The 19,159-nt window shown below is 32.5% G+C and carries 15 protein-coding genes; 9 read left to right on the top strand and 6 right to left on the bottom strand.

The features are described from left to right. On the top strand, positions 1–781 hold a 781-nt coding region (locus KQA_RS20680), incomplete at its 5' end, for a radical SAM protein (RefSeq protein ID WP_010178800.1). Between the two features lie 71 nt (positions 782–852). Here the strand turns inward: KQA_RS20680 and KQA_RS0205165 are convergent. Next, on the bottom strand, positions 853–1,155 hold the full coding sequence (locus tag KQA_RS0205165) for an N-acetyltransferase (RefSeq protein ID WP_010178798.1): 303 nt from the start codon (positions 1,153–1,155) through the stop codon (positions 853–855). A gap of 526 nt (positions 1,156–1,681) precedes the next feature. Between KQA_RS0205165 and KQA_RS0205160 the strand changes: the two genes are divergently transcribed. Further along, positions 1,682–2,335, top strand: a complete 654-nt coding sequence (locus KQA_RS0205160) for an alpha/beta hydrolase (protein ID WP_010178796.1) — start codon at positions 1,682–1,684, stop codon at positions 2,333–2,335. Between the two features lie 48 nt (positions 2,336–2,383). Continuing rightward, complete coding sequence (locus KQA_RS0205155) at positions 2,384–3,283, top strand: lytic transglycosylase domain-containing protein (RefSeq protein WP_010178794.1); 900 nt, start codon at positions 2,384–2,386, stop codon at positions 3,281–3,283. Between the two features lie 8 nt (positions 3,284–3,291). Here the strand turns inward: KQA_RS0205155 and KQA_RS0205150 are convergent, their stop codons facing one another. Further along, the gene (locus KQA_RS0205150; RefSeq protein ID WP_010178792.1) at positions 3,292–4,062 is read right to left on the bottom strand and encodes a carboxypeptidase-like regulatory domain-containing protein; all 771 of its coding nucleotides are present in this window, start codon (positions 4,060–4,062) and stop codon (positions 3,292–3,294) included. 374 nt (positions 4,063–4,436) lie between these two features. Here KQA_RS0205150 and KQA_RS0205145 point away from each other — a divergent pair, with 374 nt between their 5' ends. Then, positions 4,437–5,096: a Crp/Fnr family transcriptional regulator gene (locus tag KQA_RS0205145; protein ID WP_029209465.1), complete on the top strand. Its 660-nt coding sequence runs from the start codon at positions 4,437–4,439 to the stop codon at positions 5,094–5,096. A 79-nt stretch (positions 5,097–5,175) separates the two neighbouring features. Beyond that, positions 5,176–6,090, top strand: a complete 915-nt coding sequence (locus KQA_RS0205140) for an anti-sigma factor (protein WP_010178789.1) — start codon at positions 5,176–5,178, stop codon at positions 6,088–6,090. 81 nt (positions 6,091–6,171) lie between these two features. Here the strand turns inward: KQA_RS0205140 and KQA_RS0205135 are convergent, their stop codons facing one another. Together KQA_RS0205135 and KQA_RS0205130 are read right to left on the bottom strand one after the other, a co-directional pair. Beyond that, a complete protein-coding gene (locus KQA_RS0205135) occupies positions 6,172–7,170 on the bottom strand; it encodes an AraC family transcriptional regulator (protein ID WP_198283107.1) in 999 nt (332 codons plus the stop codon). A 218-nt stretch (positions 7,171–7,388) separates the two neighbouring features. Continuing rightward, the gene (locus tag KQA_RS0205130; RefSeq protein ID WP_010178786.1) at positions 7,389–8,081 is read right to left on the bottom strand and encodes a hypothetical protein; all 693 of its coding nucleotides are present in this window, start codon (positions 8,079–8,081) and stop codon (positions 7,389–7,391) included. 287 nt (positions 8,082–8,368) lie between these two features. On the opposite strand from KQA_RS0205130, the gene KQA_RS0205125 reads away from it, so the two are divergent. The 3 genes from KQA_RS0205125 to KQA_RS0205115 are packed head-to-tail and all read left to right on the top strand — an operon-like array spanning position 8,369 to position 14,015. Then, the gene (locus tag KQA_RS0205125) at positions 8,369–9,502 is read left to right on the top strand and encodes an efflux RND transporter periplasmic adaptor subunit (protein ID WP_010178783.1); all 1,134 of its coding nucleotides are present in this window, start codon (positions 8,369–8,371) and stop codon (positions 9,500–9,502) included. 3 nt (positions 9,503–9,505) lie between these two features. Next, entirely contained in the window at positions 9,506–12,700 is a 3,195-nt protein-coding gene (locus KQA_RS0205120; RefSeq protein WP_010178781.1) for an efflux RND transporter permease subunit, read from the top strand. Then, positions 12,684–14,015: a TolC family protein gene (locus KQA_RS0205115; protein ID WP_010178779.1), complete on the top strand. Its 1,332-nt coding sequence runs from the start codon at positions 12,684–12,686 to the stop codon at positions 14,013–14,015. Before KQA_RS0205120 ends, KQA_RS0205115 begins: the two co-directional genes overlap by 17 nt. Positions 14,016–14,048: 33 nt before the next feature. On the opposite strand, the gene KQA_RS0205110 is transcribed toward KQA_RS0205115, so the two are convergent. Then, positions 14,049–14,945, bottom strand: a complete 897-nt coding sequence (locus KQA_RS0205110) for a DUF72 domain-containing protein (protein ID WP_010178777.1) — start codon at positions 14,943–14,945, stop codon at positions 14,049–14,051. 223 nt (positions 14,946–15,168) lie between these two features. Between KQA_RS0205110 and KQA_RS0205105 the strand changes: the two genes are divergently transcribed. Continuing rightward, the gene (locus tag KQA_RS0205105; protein ID WP_010178775.1) at positions 15,169–16,095 is read left to right on the top strand and encodes a malate dehydrogenase; all 927 of its coding nucleotides are present in this window, start codon (positions 15,169–15,171) and stop codon (positions 16,093–16,095) included. A gap of 91 nt (positions 16,096–16,186) precedes the next feature. On the opposite strand, the gene KQA_RS19500 is transcribed toward KQA_RS0205105, so the two are convergent. Then, complete coding sequence (locus KQA_RS19500) at positions 16,187–18,802, bottom strand: M12 family metallo-peptidase (protein WP_010178773.1); 2,616 nt, start codon at positions 18,800–18,802, stop codon at positions 16,187–16,189. Positions 18,803–19,159: the final 357 nt, after the last annotated feature.

Genomic DNA, 19,159 nt, shown 5'->3' with positions numbered 1-19,159 from the left:
GACTGGAGTAAATATTGGCGATTATGGAAAAGGTGAGTTTGGAAATAAAAAGCACGAGCATACTTTTTTTGAATTGGTTCAGGCTTTGGATGCTGTTGCTGGTATAGAACGTTTACGAATTTCGTCAATTGAACCTAATTTGTTAAAGAATGAAACGATTGATTTTGTAGCAAAATCAAATAGCTTTGTACCTCATTTTCATATACCATTACAGTCTGGGTCAGATAGCTTATTAAAATTAATGAAACGTCGTTACTTGAGTAGTGTTTATGTGAATAGAGTAAGACAGATAAAAACAGTAATGCCTCATGCATGTATTGGAGTAGATGTTATTGTAGGTTTTCCAGGTGAAACTGATGAGTTATTTTTAGAAACCTATAATTTTTTAAATGAATTACCGATATCCTATTTGCATGTATTTACTTATTCGGAGCGTGAAAATACCGAAGCAGCTCGTATGGACGGAGTGGTGCCTGCAAATATTCGCGCCAAGCGAAGTAAAATGCTACGAGGTTTGTCGGTAAAAAAACGTCGTGCTTTTTATGAATCGCAAATAGGTAGTGAGCGTAGTGTGTTATTTGAAGCGGAGAATAAAGAAGGTTATATTATTGGTTTTACGGAAAATTATGTAAAAGTAAAAGCTCCTTGGGATCCATCATTGGTGAATACATTGCAAAAAGTAAGGCTCATCGAAATAGGAACTGATGGTTTAGTAAGTGTTGATTTTATAGGTTCATTAAAAAAAGAAACTGCTTCTATAAAAAAGGTGTTAGGTTTATAAAAGCAATATTGTCTCTTTTTAATAAGGGCAAAAAAGGAAATATGTAAAAATAAAAATTCCACAATGCGGATTTAAAGACTCATACCCACTGGTAGGAGGGCTTTATATTTTCTTCGGTTTTTTTTAAAATAATCAGCAATTTTAGGGCATGTAGGAACCATTCTGGTATTGCGTTCATCAATAATTTCAAATACTGTTTTAATAAAAAGTGCGTCGTAACCTTTACTTTTTAAGGATTCATCCATGATAAGTTTTGTTAAAAATATACTTCTTGGTTGCGTAGCATATTCAATAACTACTTTTTGATTTTCAATAGTAGTTTCAAATTGTCTTAAAAATTCATTGTCTTTTACATCTAGTACTATTGTTTCCATTTTAGAAAAGGTTTTTTTTGATTAATAAGCATAGGCTTATAAACATAACACTCAATGTAGGAGAAATTTTTAATCGTATTAATTTTTGGAAGTTTGGGATTTGTCTAATTATTTGATTTTATAGGTGTATTCTTTTAGTTATTAATGATTTAACGATTTTTTTTTTGGTTTAGTATGTGAATGCTGTCTTTTAACATTTTGTTTGACGGTAAAATTTATTCATTTTACCCCTATTGCTTGTAATAAAAGAGGAATTATTGTAAAAATAAACTCATGCTATTAAAGTGTGTAAAAGGTTGACTGTTGTTATTAAAATCAATTATTTTGCACTACTATTTATAGGTGAAAATTACATGTTATCATGTTGATTTTTTTGTTAGTTTAAGATACGGCAGCACAATTGTGATGAGTAGGGTGATGCTTAAGGGAAATGGTTTCATTTTTTTAAGCAACAATAACAGAAAAAGAAACAGTGTATATGCGAAATCCTTATCTGTAAATCGTGTAAGATCGAGTGTGATAAAGAATGATAAAAGAACCCATACATATTTATTTTGTGCCTGGCATGTCGGCAAATGAAACGATTTTTGAAGCTATAAAACTTCCAGAGCATTATATAGTTCATGTAATTCCTTGGAAAATGCCCAATAAAGAGGAAAGTATAAGTGATTATGCGCGTCGAATGGCTGTAGAAGTTACAGTACCTAATGCTGTTTTATTAGGGGTTTCATTTGGTGGAATTATAGTGCAGGAGATGAGTCGTTTTCTTAAATTGAGAAAATTAATTATTGTATCGAGCATAAAAACAAAACATGAATTACCTAAAAGTTTTAAAGCCCTTCGTAAAAGTAGATTGTATAAGGTATTGCCTACCTCATTAGTAGATTTTGATTGGCAAAAGCTTTTTTTGGGTAAAGGCTCAAAAAAAATAGCAACAATTTACAGGAAATACTTAACTGTGACCGATAAACAATATATGGATTGGTCTATTGAAAAGGTGTTGTGTTGGGAACAAGAAAAACCTATTGAAGGAAGTGTTCATATTCATGGAGAAAAGGACGTTGTATTTCCAATAAAAAATATTGATCATTGTATTCGTATACCTAACGGGTCGCATGTAATTATTTTGAGTAGAGCTCGTTGGTTTAACCTTAATTTACCAAAATTAATAGAAACCTAGTTTTTATTAATTTTACTTTGTCGTATCTTGTAGCTAAATAGATATTTAATGAATTTTATACAAAGAATCCTATCACTATTAGGAGTTGTCGCTGTTTGTGGGTTACTTGTTTTTGCTTCTCAATTACCAAAATCTGAAGACAAAAAAAATGAAAATGATTACAACGTATATGCCCTAGATATGCCGAGTAATTTGAATTTTGCAGGCGAGCCCGTGCCTATTGATCAGTCTGATGTATATGAGCGTATGGATCGAGAATTATTAGTGAATACCTATTGGCAATCTAATGGTTTGTTACTTATTAAGCGTTCACAAAAATACTTTCCAATTATTGAGCCTATTTTAAAACATTATGGCATACCAGATGATTTTAAATACTTAGCAGTTATTGAGAGCGGGTTAACGCAAGCTTCTTCTCCAGCAGGGGCCAAAGGGTTTTGGCAAATTTTAGCAGGAACAGGTCGTGAGTTAGGTTTGGAAGTGAATAAAAATGTAGATGAGCGTTACCATATAGAAAAAGCAACGGAGGCTGCTTGTAAATATTTATTGAAATCAAGAGAAAAACTGGGTTCATGGACATTGGCCGCAGCAGGTTATAATGGAGGAAACAATGGAATGAAAAGGCGTTTGGAAGAACAAAAGGTGTCTAGTTATTATGATTTACTTTTAGGGCAAGAAACCGGGAGGTATGTATTTCGCATTATAGCGGTAAAAGAAATTTTGTGTAATACAGAAAAATACGGATTCAATTATAATGACAAGCATTTGTATAAATTACCAGAAACTTATGAAGTAACGGTAGATTCTCCAGTAACCAATTTTACCGATTTTGGAATTAAATACGGAATGACCTATAAAGAATTAAAACAAGAAAATCCTTGGTTGAGAGAACGTCATTTGAATAATAAATCGAGAAAAGAATACCTTATTAAGGTATTGAAAAAATAATATTGCTTTTACTTATTTCTATTTAACACCTTATATTCCTCATAACATTCACTAATGGCATCTAAAATCTGTAGGTCATTAGCAGTTTTTATGAATTGTTTAGAGTATTTACACTGTAGTAATATTTCGTCAATATCTACTTTATCAACTTGTAAAAGAGTTGTTAGGGTTTCTCTGTCAAATTTATTTTGAAGTAGATTTCTAATTTCATCGTCCTTTTTTACTTTACGTAAGTTGCGTAATTGTTTACCCTTTCGTGAAAAAATATTGTATAGGGAATTCACTGGATTTAATATGGAATTAACTATTCTAGCCGTAGCACTTCGCTTGGATCCACCTTCATAACCAGAGCTTATACCCGGAATTTGATAGCGGTTGGCATTATTGTAAATAGGAATGTTTTTAAAATCGACTTCGACAAATCCCGTTAAATTATGTGCCGAAACAACAACTTCTTGTAGGGCTAATCCAACTTCGGTTAATTTAACTTTTACATTACCGTACTTAATCCAGTCATTTGTAACCCGGGCTTTAAGGGGTTGAAAGCCTAAGTACGAAAAATATAAGGTGTCATTTACTTTGGCGTCTATAGTAAATTCACCTTTGGTATTGGTAATAGTCCCTTTAATGCTGTTTAGATTAATGATATGAACGCTTTCAAGAATTTTATCATCAGCTGCATTTAAAACACTTCCTTTTATAGAAATTGCTTTTTCTTGGGCGCATAAAGTTGTGACATAAAAGCCAAACGTGAGAAGTAAAAGTAAATAGTATTTCATACAGTGAATAAGTCGGTCAAAAGTAAAAAACTATCTGTAAATAGCTTGTAGAAAAAATAAATAGTTATTGTAAAAATTTAAGATTTGTGTTTAAGCCTTTACTTTTTTAAGAAATTACCTTCAAATAATAAAGACTACATAAATAGAAAGAAATTACAGTTTGAAGCTGTGTTTTAGGAATTTGTAAGTAGTGTAAATTTTGTTTAACCGGTGTGTGTTTGTTTAAGTGGTTAATTTCTATTTGTTTAAGTTGTTTTTGAGTGCATAATTGAATAGTTGTAATAATAAGTACATGTATGTTAAGTTGTAAGGGAAAGGTTTTTTATGCGACACAAGTTAAACAACACACAAAACTCATAAATAACTTCATTGCTATGGATTCTATTTGGTATTGCGAACAGACCAATATGTTCTCGTTATTATGTCCTCATAAATTTAAAACGTTTGAGAAAGTACATGAGTTCAATAATTACAAGAACAAAGAGTATATTTATTTTGAAGAAGATGCCGCACACAAAATATATCTTATTGCTAAAGGGAAAGTAAAAGTAGGTTATTATGATGATGATGGGAATGAGATCATTAAAGCCATACTTTCCAAAGGAGAGTTATTTGGTGAAAAAGCAATTTTAGGAGAAAATAAGCGGACTGAATTTGCACAATCTGTGGATGGGAATACTGCTGTTTGCCCTATAGGTGTGGAAACTATGCATGATTTAATGCGTACCAATAAAGCTTTTAGTTTAAAAATATACAAGTTTTTGGGTATGCGTTTCAAAAAAATGGAAAGACGTTTACAGTTGTTATTATTTAAGGATACTAAAACTCGATTACTTGAATTTTTAGAAGAATTAAAAGAAGATTATGGCTATTGCTGTCCTAATACAGGACTAATTATGGTAAAACACCCTTATACACAAAAGGATATTGCAAGTTTAATAGCAACATCTAGGCCAACACTTAATATACTTTTAAATGAACTTCAGGAAAGTAATCAATTAAGTTTTAAAAGAAATCATATAGTTTTTCAGTAATTTTTCTGTTTGTGTTAGTTAGCTAACATTTAATTTTTAGTCTTTATAATATGTTTGTAAAAAACATAAAAATAAAGTTATGAAATTAAAGAAATTAATTTTTGGTGTTGCAACATTAGGAGCTTTAGCGGTTTCTTGTGATAGTGATGATGCGGCAGGAAACTTATCTAATTTAAATTTAAATGTAGCAGGGCTTGAAGCTTTGGGAAGTGATTTTGTGTATGAAGGCTGGTTGATTGTAGATAGTAAACCAGTTAGTACAGGTAGATTTACTGATCCAGAAACTAAAACTCAAAGTGTTGATTCTGAAATGTTGGAAGCAGCAAGTGCATATGTACTAACAATTGAACCTGAAAACGAAACAGGCGAAGCTTTAGCAGCTCCGGCTCCAACAAAATTATTTAGAGCTGATTTTGATGGAAATACAGCAGCTATTAGTTATAAAACGATTAATCCAGGTTTTGCTGATTTAGAAATGACGAAGTCTGAAATTTCAGGAAAATTCTTTTTAAGAACTCCTACTGATGATGCTGATGGAGTGGCTAAAAATGATGAAGCAGGAGTTTGGTTTGGAACTCCAGGAACTATGCCACCAGCTTCTAGTTTAGAGTTACCTGTTTTAGCAGCAGATAGCGGATGGAAATATGAAGGATGGGTAGTGAAAAATGGGGTGCCATATTCAACAGGAACTTTTAGTGATCCAAAGGCGGCAGATGATAACGCGATGACATCAAAGTTTAAAGGTACGGTTAATGATGGTCCACCAATTCCAGGGGAAGATTTTATTAATAACCTAATGGGAACTGGATTTGAAGGTGGAGCAGATTTAAGAGGAGCTACTGTAGTTATTTCATTAGAGCCTTCTCCAGATAATGATCCAAAACCATTTACATTAAAACCAATGGTAGGAACAGCAGGTCAAAAAACAGCACCGGAAGCTTATGCTTTTGGTGAGAACTTAAAATCATTCCCTACAGGAACAATAACTCGATAACTCTAACAATTTGTTAGGAGAATGATTGGAAACCGTGTGAATTAATTCACACGGTTTTTTTTGTTAAAATGGTATAATTGATTAGGTAGTCGATTCAAAATATTCGGAGGGCGAACTACCAATTAGATTTTTGAAGGACTTGTTAAATGTGGTTTTTGAGTTAAAGCCAGCCTCTTGGGCTAAACCATAAAATGTAAATTGTTTTGCATTATCATTTTTTGCTAACTGTATAAACTCTTGAATACGATAATAATTTACATATTCAAAAAAATTCATTCCAATATTTTCATTTAATAATCTAGCAAGTTCAGGACTATTTACACCAAGCATTTGTGCTAGTTCCGTTTTTAAAAGTTTTGAATTTAAATGAGGCTTTTTTTCTAGCATTAGTTGATCAAGTTTATCTTTAAGTACATCCATATCTTTTGAGCTTAATTTGGATTGGGTGTATTTTTGTTTTTTTAGTTCAGGAGCAATTTGAAGCACTTGAGGGGAAATCATACTATAGTAAGTAATAAATAGGATAATCAAGGTGAGCACAATCCAAATATAAGGCCGAGCATCACGCTCTAGTCTTTCAAACCCCAAAAAACTAGTTGCATATAGTATGAGCCAAATTCCTAATGAAATTCCTACAACTAAAAGTAAATTAGTCATAAATCGAGCTCTTATTTCATAAGAAACTTCATGCTTAAGGTGATGCATAAATCCTGAAAAAATATTCCATGCCAGGATCCAATAGGTAATATTAACTAATAGCCCAAAGGCGTGACACGTGTAAATTACACGAATTAATTCACCCGTTTTTACTCGTTGTACAATAATAGCATCTGTTGGAATTATAAAATAAACAAGTATAAAAACAAAATAAGCCACTCCGGGGACATAGTGAACTAAGTTTTGTTTGGTAAAAGGAAGTTTTTGTAATGTAGCTCTTGTAAATAAAAACAAGGTAGGGCCAAAGAGTAAAGTTGATAATTCTGAAAGCGCAATAAACCTAAAATTAGGACCCCAATAATTTGTGTTGTACAATACCTTTCCTAATAAACCCATGGCTAGTGTGGCTATTAAAATCGCCATAAAGCCATTAATGTGTTTTCTTTTTTTGGGTGAAAAAAAATAAATACCAAGGAGTAATAAACTTTGAAAAAAACCAAAATAAACTAACTGGTTTAATAGAACTTCCATAATTAAATCTAATATTGAGTACGATCATACAATCGTACTCAAGTTAATAACTTCTATTGTTTTAAATTTAAATTAAATAAAACTTATACAAGTTTTATTTGCAAAGGCTACTAATTGATTACGAATTGCTGTACGTTTTTTAATGAGTTATAGCTTGATAAAGGGTGCTTTTTTGCAAATGATTTAAAACTTGATTTATTTTTCCATTCAATAATACAAAATAGGTCGGGATTATAATCATAGCCTAAAGGGGATGTTCCTTTGTTTAATTCGATGATAAATTTACCTCCGGCATTTTCTATTTCATTTTTCCATTGCGAAACAAAGTTTGAAAAAGTTTCAGTATCCTTTTTCCAAAAGGAAGTCGCAGTATTTAGCTTTTTTGTATTCACAGAAAATTCTAAGTCTTTTGTGGCTTCGTAATAGGTTAGGCCAAAATAGGTAAAAAGTTGTCTTCGTTGTTCATGGAAGTCAGGAACTTTAGTTGTGATATTTTTTAAAAAATCTTCACGCTTTTCTTTATTTTTCCATTTGCCAAAAAATAAATTATGTGGTAAATGATTCCCTAAAGTGTTTTTGGTAATTCCAAAATTCGGTTGTGGTTGATATGAATATTCGAAAGCGACAGGAAAAGCTGTTTTTTTATAGCGTTCAAATATAGTTTTTGAATTTGGAGTAACACTTAAAAGAATGATATCTAAAATCTCTCCTTTTTTGTAAGAAAATGAGGTAAGGTGTTTTTGAGCACTAAGGTTTAAAAATGTACATGCAAAAACGAATAACAATACTTTTGAAGCTTTCATAATTAATGATTTTAAAAATTTATAAGAACAAAAGAATAGCATTGCATATGATTGGACAAAAAAAGGAAGTTCCTATGCGTACGTATACGGTATATGTACCGCAAATAAGGACTTTGAAAGGTTTTTTGGTGAATTTAGCTATTGTTTATTTCTATAGTGTGTTGATTTTTAGTCAGTAATAAATTGATGATATTAGTATATATTTTAAGCTTTTTTTAAGGCTATAAAGTAGGTGTTTGAATACATTTGTTACTAAAAACTTGGAGCTAATAATTTAAAAGATTTTTATGCGTAAAATTATACTTTCCCTTATTGGTGTGTTATTAATTGTAGGTTCATTTTTGTTTTCGAAAAAAATGATAGCAAACAAAAAAAAGCCTAAACCAGTGTCGGAAAAAGTAATTAAAACAGTTTTTACGGACACCGTTAAAAATGGTAAAATCAAAATTAGTATTCCTGCAAGTGGAAGTTTAGTGGCTAAACGCAGAGTTGAATTATTTTCGGAAGTGCAAGGGATATTTAAGGCAGGTAATAAACTATTTAAACCAGGTCAACAATTTAATAAAGGGCAAACATTAATTCGCATTGATGCTAATGAGCATTATGCTAATGTACAAGCGGCTAAAAGTAATTTATATAATGCGATTGCGGCAATTATGCCCGATCTAAGGTTAGATTTTTCTGAAGTTTATCCTAAATGGAAATCTTATTTAACAGCATTTGATTTAAGTAAAACTGCACCCGAATTGCCTAAATTGGAAACAGAAAAAGAACGCTTTTTTATATCTGGTCGTGGGATAGTTTCTACTTATTACACCGTTAAAAATTTAGAGCAACGACTTTCAAAATATGTAGTGAGAGCGCCTTTTTCGGGAATTTTAACGGAATCCTTAGTAACAGAAGGTTCTTTAATTCGAAATGGTCAAAAGTTAGGAGAATTTATAGATCCATCTGTTTATGAAATAGAAGTAGCAATTAGTCAATCATTGGTAAGTTTTCTAAAGCTTGGAGAAAGTGTTTTGCTAAATAACCTAGAGAAAACAACAACTTATACGGGGGTAATTTCTCGAATAAATGGAAACATAGATAGCTCCACACAAACCGTAACAGTTTATATTGAAGTAAAAAGTAAGGATTTAAAAGAAGGTCAGTTTTTAGAAGCTATGATTACAGCTAAAGAAGAACCTAATGCGATAGAAATTGATCGAAATTTATTAATGGAAAACAATCAGGTTTTTATGTTAAGGGATAGTGTTTTGGATATTATTAATGTAAAACCTATTTATTTTACCGATAAAAAAGTAGTGTTAAAGTCGGTTCCAGACCATACAGTATTACTTAAAAGACCAGTTCCAGGTGCTTATGGAGGAATGATTGTAAAACCTTATGTTGCTCATGCTAAATCAGCTCAAAATAGGTAATCAATGAAAAAAATTATTTCTTATTTTATTCGATACCATGTAGCAGTGAATATTTTTATACTGGCATTTGTGGTATTTGGAATTTTTGGAATTAAATCACTTCGCTCTTCTTTTTTTCCGTTAATTAAATCAAAATTTATTAGTGTTTACAGTACATATCCTGGGGCATCTCCGCAGGAAATTGAGGAAGGGATTACGCTAAAAATTGAAGATAACCTAAAAGGCTTACGAGGGATTGATCGTGTTACCTCTGTTTCAAAAGAGAATAGTGGTGTAATTACTATTGAAATTGAAAAGGATGAAAACATAGATTTGATGCTTTTGGAGGTTAAAAATGCGGTGGATCGTGTACCATCATTTCCAACAGGTATGGAACCTTTAATAGTTGCTAAACGAGAAGAGGTTCGTCAAACCATAACTTTTGCTTTAAGTGGAGAAAATGTACGCTTGAGTACATTAAAACAGATAGGAAGACAAATAGAAAATGATTTACGGGCCATTGATGGGATTTCACAAATTGAAATTACGGGGTATCCCGATGAAGAAATTGAGATTGCCGTAAATGAGGAAAGCTTACTTGCTTATAATATTAGTTTTAGTGATGTTTCTAAAGCGGTTAGTAATTCAAATATTTTAGTTACAGGAGGTACAATTAAAACAGATGTTGAAGAATACCTAATTCGTGCTAATAGCCGATCCTATTACGGATCCGAACTTTTAAATACTATTGTAAAAGCAAGTCCTAATGGAAAGATCATTCGTTTAAAAGATGTAGCTATAGTACGCGATCGGTTTTCAGAAATACCGAATGCCATTTATTTTAATGAACAGTTATCATTGGATATTACGGTAACTAGTACGAATAATGAGGATCTAATATCTTCTGCCGATAAGGTGAAAGCTTATATTAAAACATACAATCAAAAATACAATAACATTCATTTAAGTGTGGTGCGCGATTTGTCTATTACATTAAATCAACGAACACAATTGCTTACCGAAAATGCTATTGTGGGAATGATACTTGTACTATTGTTTTTATCCTTATTCTTAAATACCCGATTGGCCTTTTGGGTAGCCTTTGGTTTGCCCATATCATTTTTGGGAATGTTTATTTTTGCCGATTCATTTGATGTGACCATTAATGTGCTTTCATTATTTGGGATGATTATAGTTATTGGTATTCTTGTAGATGATGGAATTGTAATAGCCGAAAATATTTACCAACATCACGAAAAGGGAAAAACTCCAATACAAGCAGCCATTGATGGTACAATGGAAGTGATTCCTCCGGTGGTTTCGGCAATTATTACGACCCTTTTAGCTTTTTCATTATTTCTTTTTTTGGACAGTAGGATAGGGGAGTTTTTTAGTGAAGTTTCGGTGATTGTGATTCTTACATTAGTGGTTTCTTTAGTCGAAGCTTTAATTATTTTGCCAGCCCATTTAGCTCATTCTAAGGCATTGCAGAAACAAGTTGTGGAGGATCATCCTTCTAAAATGAAGCAATTCTTCTCTAAAATGAGGATCATAAATACTTATGGGGATCGTTTTATGAATGCTTGTAGAGATAAAATTTATAGTCCTGTGTTGGATTTTGTATTGAGTTATAAAATACTTGCTTTAGGGATATTAGTCTCTTTTCTAGTGTTGACTTTAGGGGCTATTGGTGGGGGTATTATTGGAGTTACCTTATTTCCTTCCATAGCTAGTGATCGGGTTTTAATTGAATTGGAAATGCCCAAAGGAACCAATGTTAAAACTACGGATTCCATTATTTCGATGATAGAGCAAAAAGCATTTTTGGTAAACAAAGAGTTTACTAATAAATATTTAAAAGGCTCAGATAAAGAATTGTTTGTAAATACAATTGTTCAAATAAATAGTAGTTCCAGTGCTGGATTACGAATTAATATGTTACCAGGTGAGGAACGTCCCGATGAAATAAAATCATCCTTAGTGGCCAATCGTTTGAGGGAGTTGGTAGGACCAGTGATAGGAACCGAACGTTTAGTATTTGGTTCTGGAGGTAATTTTGGAGGTAGTCCTGTGTCGGTTTCTTTATTAAGTAATAATATAAAGGAATTAAAAGCGGCTAAAAAAGAATTGAAAGCCGTATTGCAATCGAATTCTTTATTAAAAGATGTAGTGGATAATGACCCAGAAGGTATTAAGGAAATTCGATTAGAACTTAAGGAAAGTGCCTATTTATTAGGCTTAGATTTACGAACTGTAATGAGTCAGATACGAGCGGGCTTTTTTGGTTTGCAAGCGCAACGTTTCCAACGTGGTCAGGATGAAATTAGAGTTTGGGTGCGTTATAATCGAGCTAATAGAAGTTCGATTACTAATTTAGATGATATTCGAATACTTACTTCTAATGGTACTCGTGTATTTTTAAAAGATATTGCTACTTACAGTATAGCAAGAGGGGATGTCGCGATTAATCATTTGGATGGACAGCGCGAAATTCAGGTTTCGGCAGATTTAAAGGACCCTAGTTCAAGTGCTCCAGATATATTAGCAGGTATTAAGGAGACGACTATAAAAGATTTAAAATCTAAATATCCATCTATAACAGCTTCGTTTGAAGGTCAAAATAGAGAAGCTTCAAAATTAGGAAGCTCTTTAAAAGAAGCAGGAAGCATAATTTTACTACTAATTTACATTACCATTGCTTTTACTTTCCGAAGTTATAGTCAGCCATTGTTATTATTGCTTTTAGTGCCATTTAGTTTAACAGCGGTTGCTTGGGGGCATTGGATGCTTGGCTTTTCGGTAAACGTACTATCCTTATTAGGAATAATAGCTTTAATCGGAATTATGGTGAATGATGGATTGGTGCTTATAGGAAAATTTAACTTGAATTTAAAAGAGGGAATGCCCTTTGATTTAGCTTTAACTGAAGCGGGTAAATCGCGATTTCGAGCTATATTTTTAACTTCGTTAACCACCGTAGCAGGATTAGCGCCTTTATTGCTTGAAAAAAGTAGGCAAGCTCAATTCTTAAAACCAATGGCCATATCAATTTCTTTTGGAATTGCTTACGCTACTATTTTAACACTTTTGATATTACCGTTGTTTTTAGCATTTAGTAATGCAATTAAAACGAATATAAAATGGTTAGCCACCGGTAAAAAAATAAGTAAAGAAGAAGTTGAACGCGCAATTAAAGAACAAAATGAAGCAACTCATTAAAAACAGTACTATTTGCGGATTTGTTTTCTTTTTAATAGGAATAGGAGAACTGTTAGGGCAGCAATTGGTAACACCAACAAAGGCTGTAGAACTAGCATTGGAACATAATTATGGGATCAAGTTGATTACAAATAGGCTTAAGGTAGCGGAAACAGATGCGACGATTTTAAATTCGGGATACTTGCCATCGCTTACTGCAAATGCTGGGGCTACTTTTAATAAGGATAATATTAATGCAGATTTTTCCAACGGGAGTTCGACCTCATTAAATGGAGCAGAAAGTTCACGATACAATGCTTCGCTTGATTTGAATTATACCTTATTTGACGGACTAGGGAGGCGTTACAATTATAAGCTTTTACAGGAGCAGCATAAGTTAACGGAGTTGCAGGTTAGGGAAACTATAGAAAACACCGTAGAGCAATTGTTTGCTGTGTATTATAATGTGGCTCAATTAATTCAAAATGTAAAGGCAAATGAAACCTTACTTAACATTTCAAGAGAGCGTTTAACTAGAGCGAATTATCAATTCGAATATGGACAAAACACCAAATTAGGAGTGCTTAATGCTAAGGTGGATATAAATAATGATACGATTAATTTAATTAATACGAAGCAACAATTAGTGAACGCCAAGCGAGATTTAAATTTGATATTGGGAAATGAATTAAAGCAAAATTTTGAGGTAGCATCGACTATTGATTTTATTGCTTTTCCTAATAAGTCTGAGTTGTTGGACAATATAAAAGCTAAAAATGTAGCATTACTCCAAGCAGATCAAAACATTCAGATTAATAAATATACTATAAATTCTAATAAAGCAGCCTATTTACCAACTGTTGGTTTAACGGGGTCTTATGGGTGGAATCAAAATGATAATAACTCGGCGTCATTTGTGGCAGTATCAACAACAACAGGCTTATCGGCAAGGCTAAATTTACGATGGAATTTATTTGATGGAGGGGGAGCAATTACTCGAGTTAAAACCTCAAAACTAAATCTTGAAAATAGAGAATTACAAAAAAAACAATTAGAGTTGCGTATTGAGCGTGATTTTAATAATGCTTGGGACGACTATGAAAATAAACTCTTAGTGTATAAAGTGCAAGAACAAAATATAGTCACTGCTCAAAATAACTTTGATCGTACTAAAGAAAAGTTTAAAATCGGTCAGGTAAATTCTATTGAATTCCGACAAGCGCAATTAAACTTATTAAATGCTGAGTTAAGTAGAAATCAAGCAAAATATCAGGCTAAACTAGCAGAGTTAAGAATTCTAAGAATTAGTGGTGAGTTGTTGAATACGGAGTTTTAATACTTTATTGTGTATTTTATGCTGTACATCTATTTAAAATAACGATCCTTGAATCGTTTGATTAGGATCATCAGGTACTTTCAAATCAAGTTTTAATTCTGTATTTAACTTTTTTATTAAATAAGCAGATAAAAGTGGGGATTCCATTTCTAAATTTTGATGTACAAAAAAGTTGATGGCAGCTATACCTTGTTTTTTCCATGTTGTAATTCGAGTAACCCAATCATCTAATCGGGTGTAATCACTTTCGTGATTGGCACCAACATAACGGATAAAAGCTTCATTGTTTGTTAAGCGCATGTGTAATAAATCCCTTCGGCCCGCAGTGTCGGTAATAATGTTTGAAATATTGTTTTCTTCAAATAGTTGGTATAGCTCATTACAAATACTGGGATCATTATACCAATCTGTATGTCTTAATTCTACGGCAAGTGCTAACTCCTTTGGCCAATTTTCAATAAAATGAACTAGCCTATTAAAATCTTTAGGAGCAAAATTACTGTGCATTTGTAAAAAAGTAGTGCCTAATTTTTCTTTTAAGTGGATTGCCGAATTTATGTAATGATCTACATAAGCTTGCGCTTCGGGTTGTAAGCGTTTAAAATGTGAAATATTTTGAACCAACTTTGGGAAAAATTTAAAGTTTTCAGGAGTTTTATCATGCCATTTTTGAAATTGCTCGGGCGGAAAAATTCTATAAAATGTAGCATTCAATTCTATAGAATTGAATTGCCTGGAGTAATACTGTAATTCATCTTTAGTGCCTTTGGGATAAAAACCTTTTAAATCTTGTTTGTTCCATTTAGCACAACCAATATGCATGTTAAATTGATCACTCTTGTTTGTATTTAGAACTAATTTAGTATCCAGATGATCGGCGGGTAATGTAAAATCAATAGTTTCGGGATGTATTACTTTTCCAAATTGCATAGTTAAATTATAGTGGATATTAGTGCCCTGATTAAAATGAGATAGCTTTATGGTCTAGTATTCAAATGTATTGATAAATTTAATTTTTAATGCTATTCATAAGAGCGTAAAAACTTTGAAAGAATCTCAATTTTTTCAAGAGTTTATTTTCAAATTCTTATCTGCTTAAACGATTGAATATTTGTACTTTTACAGACAGGAAATTAATTAAAAAAGATATAAAATGAAAGTAACTGTAGTAGGTGCAGGTGCCGTTGGGGCAAGTTGTGCAGAATATATTGCTATTAAAAACTTTGCTTCGGAAGTAGTAATTTTAGATATTAAAGAAGGATATGCTGAAGGAAAAGCAATGGACTTGATGCAAACTGCTTCATTGTTAAATTTTGATACTCAAATTGTTGGTAGTACAAATGATTACGCTAAAACTGCTGGATCTGAAGTAGCGGTAATTACTTCAGGAATTCCTCGTAAACCAGGAATGACTCGTGAGGAGCTGATAGGGATTAATGCTGGGATTGTAAAGCAAGTTTCTGAAAACTTAATCAAACATTCTCCAAATGTAATCATCATTGTGGTGAGTAATCCAATGGATACTATGACTTACTTAGTGCACAAAACCACAGACCTTCCAAAAAACCGTATTATTGGTATGGGGGGGGCTTTAGATAGTGCACGTTTTAAATACCGTTTAGCTGAGGCTTTGGAAGCACCAATTTCTGATATTGATGGAATGGTAATTGGAGGTCATAGTGATAAAGGAATGTTGCCTTTAACACGTTTGGCTACACGTAATAGTGTAAAAGCTTCTGAGTTTTTATCTACAGAGCGTTTGGAACAAGTGGCAGCTGATACTAAAGTAGGAGGTGCTACATTAACTGGATTATTAGGAACAAGTGCTTGGTATGCGCCAGGTGCAGCTGTATCATCAATGGTACAGGCAATCGCTTGCGATCAAAAGAAAATGTTCCCATGTTCTGCTTTGTTAGAAGGGGAATACGGAATGAGTGATATTTCAATAGGAGTGCCAGTTTTATTAGGGAAAAACGGTATCGAAAAAATTGTTGAAATTGAATTAGATGAAGCTGAAAAAGCAAAATTAACTGAAAGTGCTGAAGGTGTTCGTAAAACAAACGGATTACTTGAGTTATAATTAGTTATTTATAACAGGTTTTATTTTATGAAATAGGCTGCCCGAAAAGGCAGCCTATTTTTATTACAGCTTATTAAGATAGAATGATTTATTATTCGACAATAAGTTTTACAGTTTTGTTTCCGATTTTTAGAAAGTACATTCCAATAGATAAATTGCTAATATCAATTTGATTATTTTGAACAGTATAAGTGGCAACTGAGGCACCGCTAATGTCTGTAACCATTACGGAGTCGTAATTTTTATTTCCAGCAATGGTAATCAAATTGTTAGGAGTTGCTGGATTAGGTGTTATAAATGTGTTAATCTGATCAATATTATCAAGTGATTTGTTTCCAGAAGTTACGGCCCATTCAAAAGTTTCCCAACCTTTATCTGCATTACCTCGAGCTCTAACAATAGCATTATTATCATTCCAATCGGCTTGTAACCATTTTCCAGAGTGAACACTTTTAAAAGCTACTTTTCCATTTCCTTTTGATTTCCACTCAAAACGTTCCCATGCAAATTTTCCATTTCCATTTGGTCTTACTGCGGCTTGACTATCTTTATTTGGTACTTGAACGTATTGATTGTTGGCTAAGGCCTTTAAAACGATACCTCCTTGGGGGTGTGCTTCAACGCGGAATTTTTCCCACTGACCAATTCTTGTTCTGTTAGCAATAAGTCTGCTATTACTAGCTTCGGCAGCTATATAGGCTCTATTACCACCACTTTTTCGTAAAGTAATCACTTTTCCTATTGGAATCGAATTGTTAGTATTTGGTAGGTCACCAACACGTTTTAAACTTAAGCGATTCCATACCCAACTAGGGTCATTACCTCCATTGTCCTGAATTTCGATAGTTAATTGTCCATCACGAACTTCTACTTTGTCAGCATTTACATAAGTAAATTGTCTTTTAGCACTAGTAATGTTATTGTTTATGGTTTTGTTTTCAATTTTAACAGACATTCTATCATGTGCAAAATCAGTATCTCCCATATTCATTACAACAGACCAGATTCCATTTTTAATTTTGTGATTAAAAGTTGCTTTAGCAGAATTTCCATTTCCAAATACAAAATCTCTATTAATATTATTAATACCATTTGAAGCACCTCGGTCAGAAGCTTTAACATCATTTGATGACCAGTTAATGTCTCCTTTTGTTTGATTGCTAATTAATGTCCATCCTTTTTCAACAGGGGAATCTAAAGGTCCTAAGTCATAATTGTAAGTAGTTTTATTAATGTCAACTTTTGCATTTACTCCAGCTCTTACGGTTACATAAACAGCTCCCCAGTTTTTTAATTTTCCATCAGTAACATTGTAATAAAAAATATCTTCACCTGTTTTGTTACCAGCAGTATAAATCAATTGATTTCCTTGGCGTCTTATGCTACCTCCATTTTTACTTTTCGAATCAAAAGAATCCAATCTAATTTTATCAGCATTTGCATCGTAATCATTTGCAATCACATTAATGGTAACACTGTTATTGGTAGTGGTGGTAGCAAAATCTCGATTCCCATAAGGTCTAATGTTTTTCTTTTTGTAAGGACCAATATCTTTTAAACCACTACTATTACGTTCGTTAATCATGGTTTTGGCTTCGTCGCTAGTAGCTCTATCATGTATACCACCTGGCCACATAATACCAAATTGTTTTCCATTGTTATTCAACTCTTGTTTTCCGTGGTTATGAGAAAGTCCCCAATTATGACCAATTTCATGTCTTCCAAAACCAAGAAATCCTTGTTTACTTTGACCAATGGCAGCATATCTGTTGGATTCACTAATTGTACCAACCCAAGCCAATCCACCACCACCGTCACCAACATGTAAAAGTGCTAAGTTATGGGAATTTCCATGTGCTCCAGAATTCCAAATGCTTCGTATTTGATTAAGTGTTTTATTATTTACTTTTCTATTTCCAGCTTTTTCATAAGGACAATTAGCGGCATTGGTTCTTATAACAATTCGTCCAATAGTATGTTCAACTAACACATCCCTAATCCAAATGGCGTTAACACTGTTAACAAAATTTTCAATAGTTTTTCTAACTTCGTTTGAGTCACGTCCGTAACGCTTATCATAAGCACTCCAAGCAATATCAAAGCCAATTTCTGCTTGTTTTACAGTTTCATTTCCGTTAGTAACAGCTAATGCTTTTGCCGAAGTAGCTTTGGCAAAAAATTGAGTAGTTTCATTTGATAAAGACTTAGCGCCTGTACTTACAGGTGTATTGGAGGGAGCAACACAACTATCATTACATGAGATGTTGTTGGTAGTATTTAAAGCAATGTTATAAGTTCCTTTTGTATTGCTAATTTGATATTCCTTTTTTGAAGGAGTAATTATGGTAGCCTCTAAATTTCCATTAGTAACAATACCATGTACTATATGGTCGGGTAATTCTTTAATGCTACCTATGTATGTGTTAATGGGCCCCGGGCTAAGGCTTTCAAACGAACCATCTTCTTTTTGTAGTTCAATAGAAAAATTTGCGCCTCTATTTGATTTTTTTTCAAGAAGCAAAGTATACTCCTTATTATTAATGGTAGTTGTTAGATTTATTTGATCTTTTAATACTTTTGGTAATGTAATATCGAGTTGTTGTGTTTCATGCTTACCTATAGTAAAGGATTGTTGAGCGAATGATTGAAGCTTACCGAATAATATAAATAAGACGATAAAGTTCAATAAGAAATTTGATTTTTTCATGATTTAGTTGTTTAAAAATTAATTTGAACATGACCAAATTAGTTAATCTTGGAGATTTTGTGGTTTTTTCATGTGAAGGCAAATCCTCAAAAAACAGTTAATTACGATGAATTAGTGGTTTGGTTTATTTTTTTAATAGGTAGCAAAAATGTTATTCGAATTTTTACAAGACAAATTAGTTATAAAGAGTTGCAAAGCTGTTTTAGATGAATCAAAATAAATTTTAAACATGTAGTCTTAATAAGGATCCAGTTATATAAAGCATTTATAATTTAGTTGTATGAAGAATAAGGGATTAATTATTACGTTTTATAATAAAGCGACAAAGGAATGAAAATGTTTTGATAGTCATTATTT

The organism is Aquimarina agarilytica ZC1 (assembly GCF_000255455.1).
In the GTDB taxonomy this organism is placed as follows: Bacteria; Bacteroidota; Bacteroidia; order Flavobacteriales; family Flavobacteriaceae; genus Aquimarina; species Aquimarina agarilytica.
The sequence above is the reverse complement of the archived record's forward strand: the minus strand, read 5'-3'. Positions and strand labels throughout refer to the sequence as shown.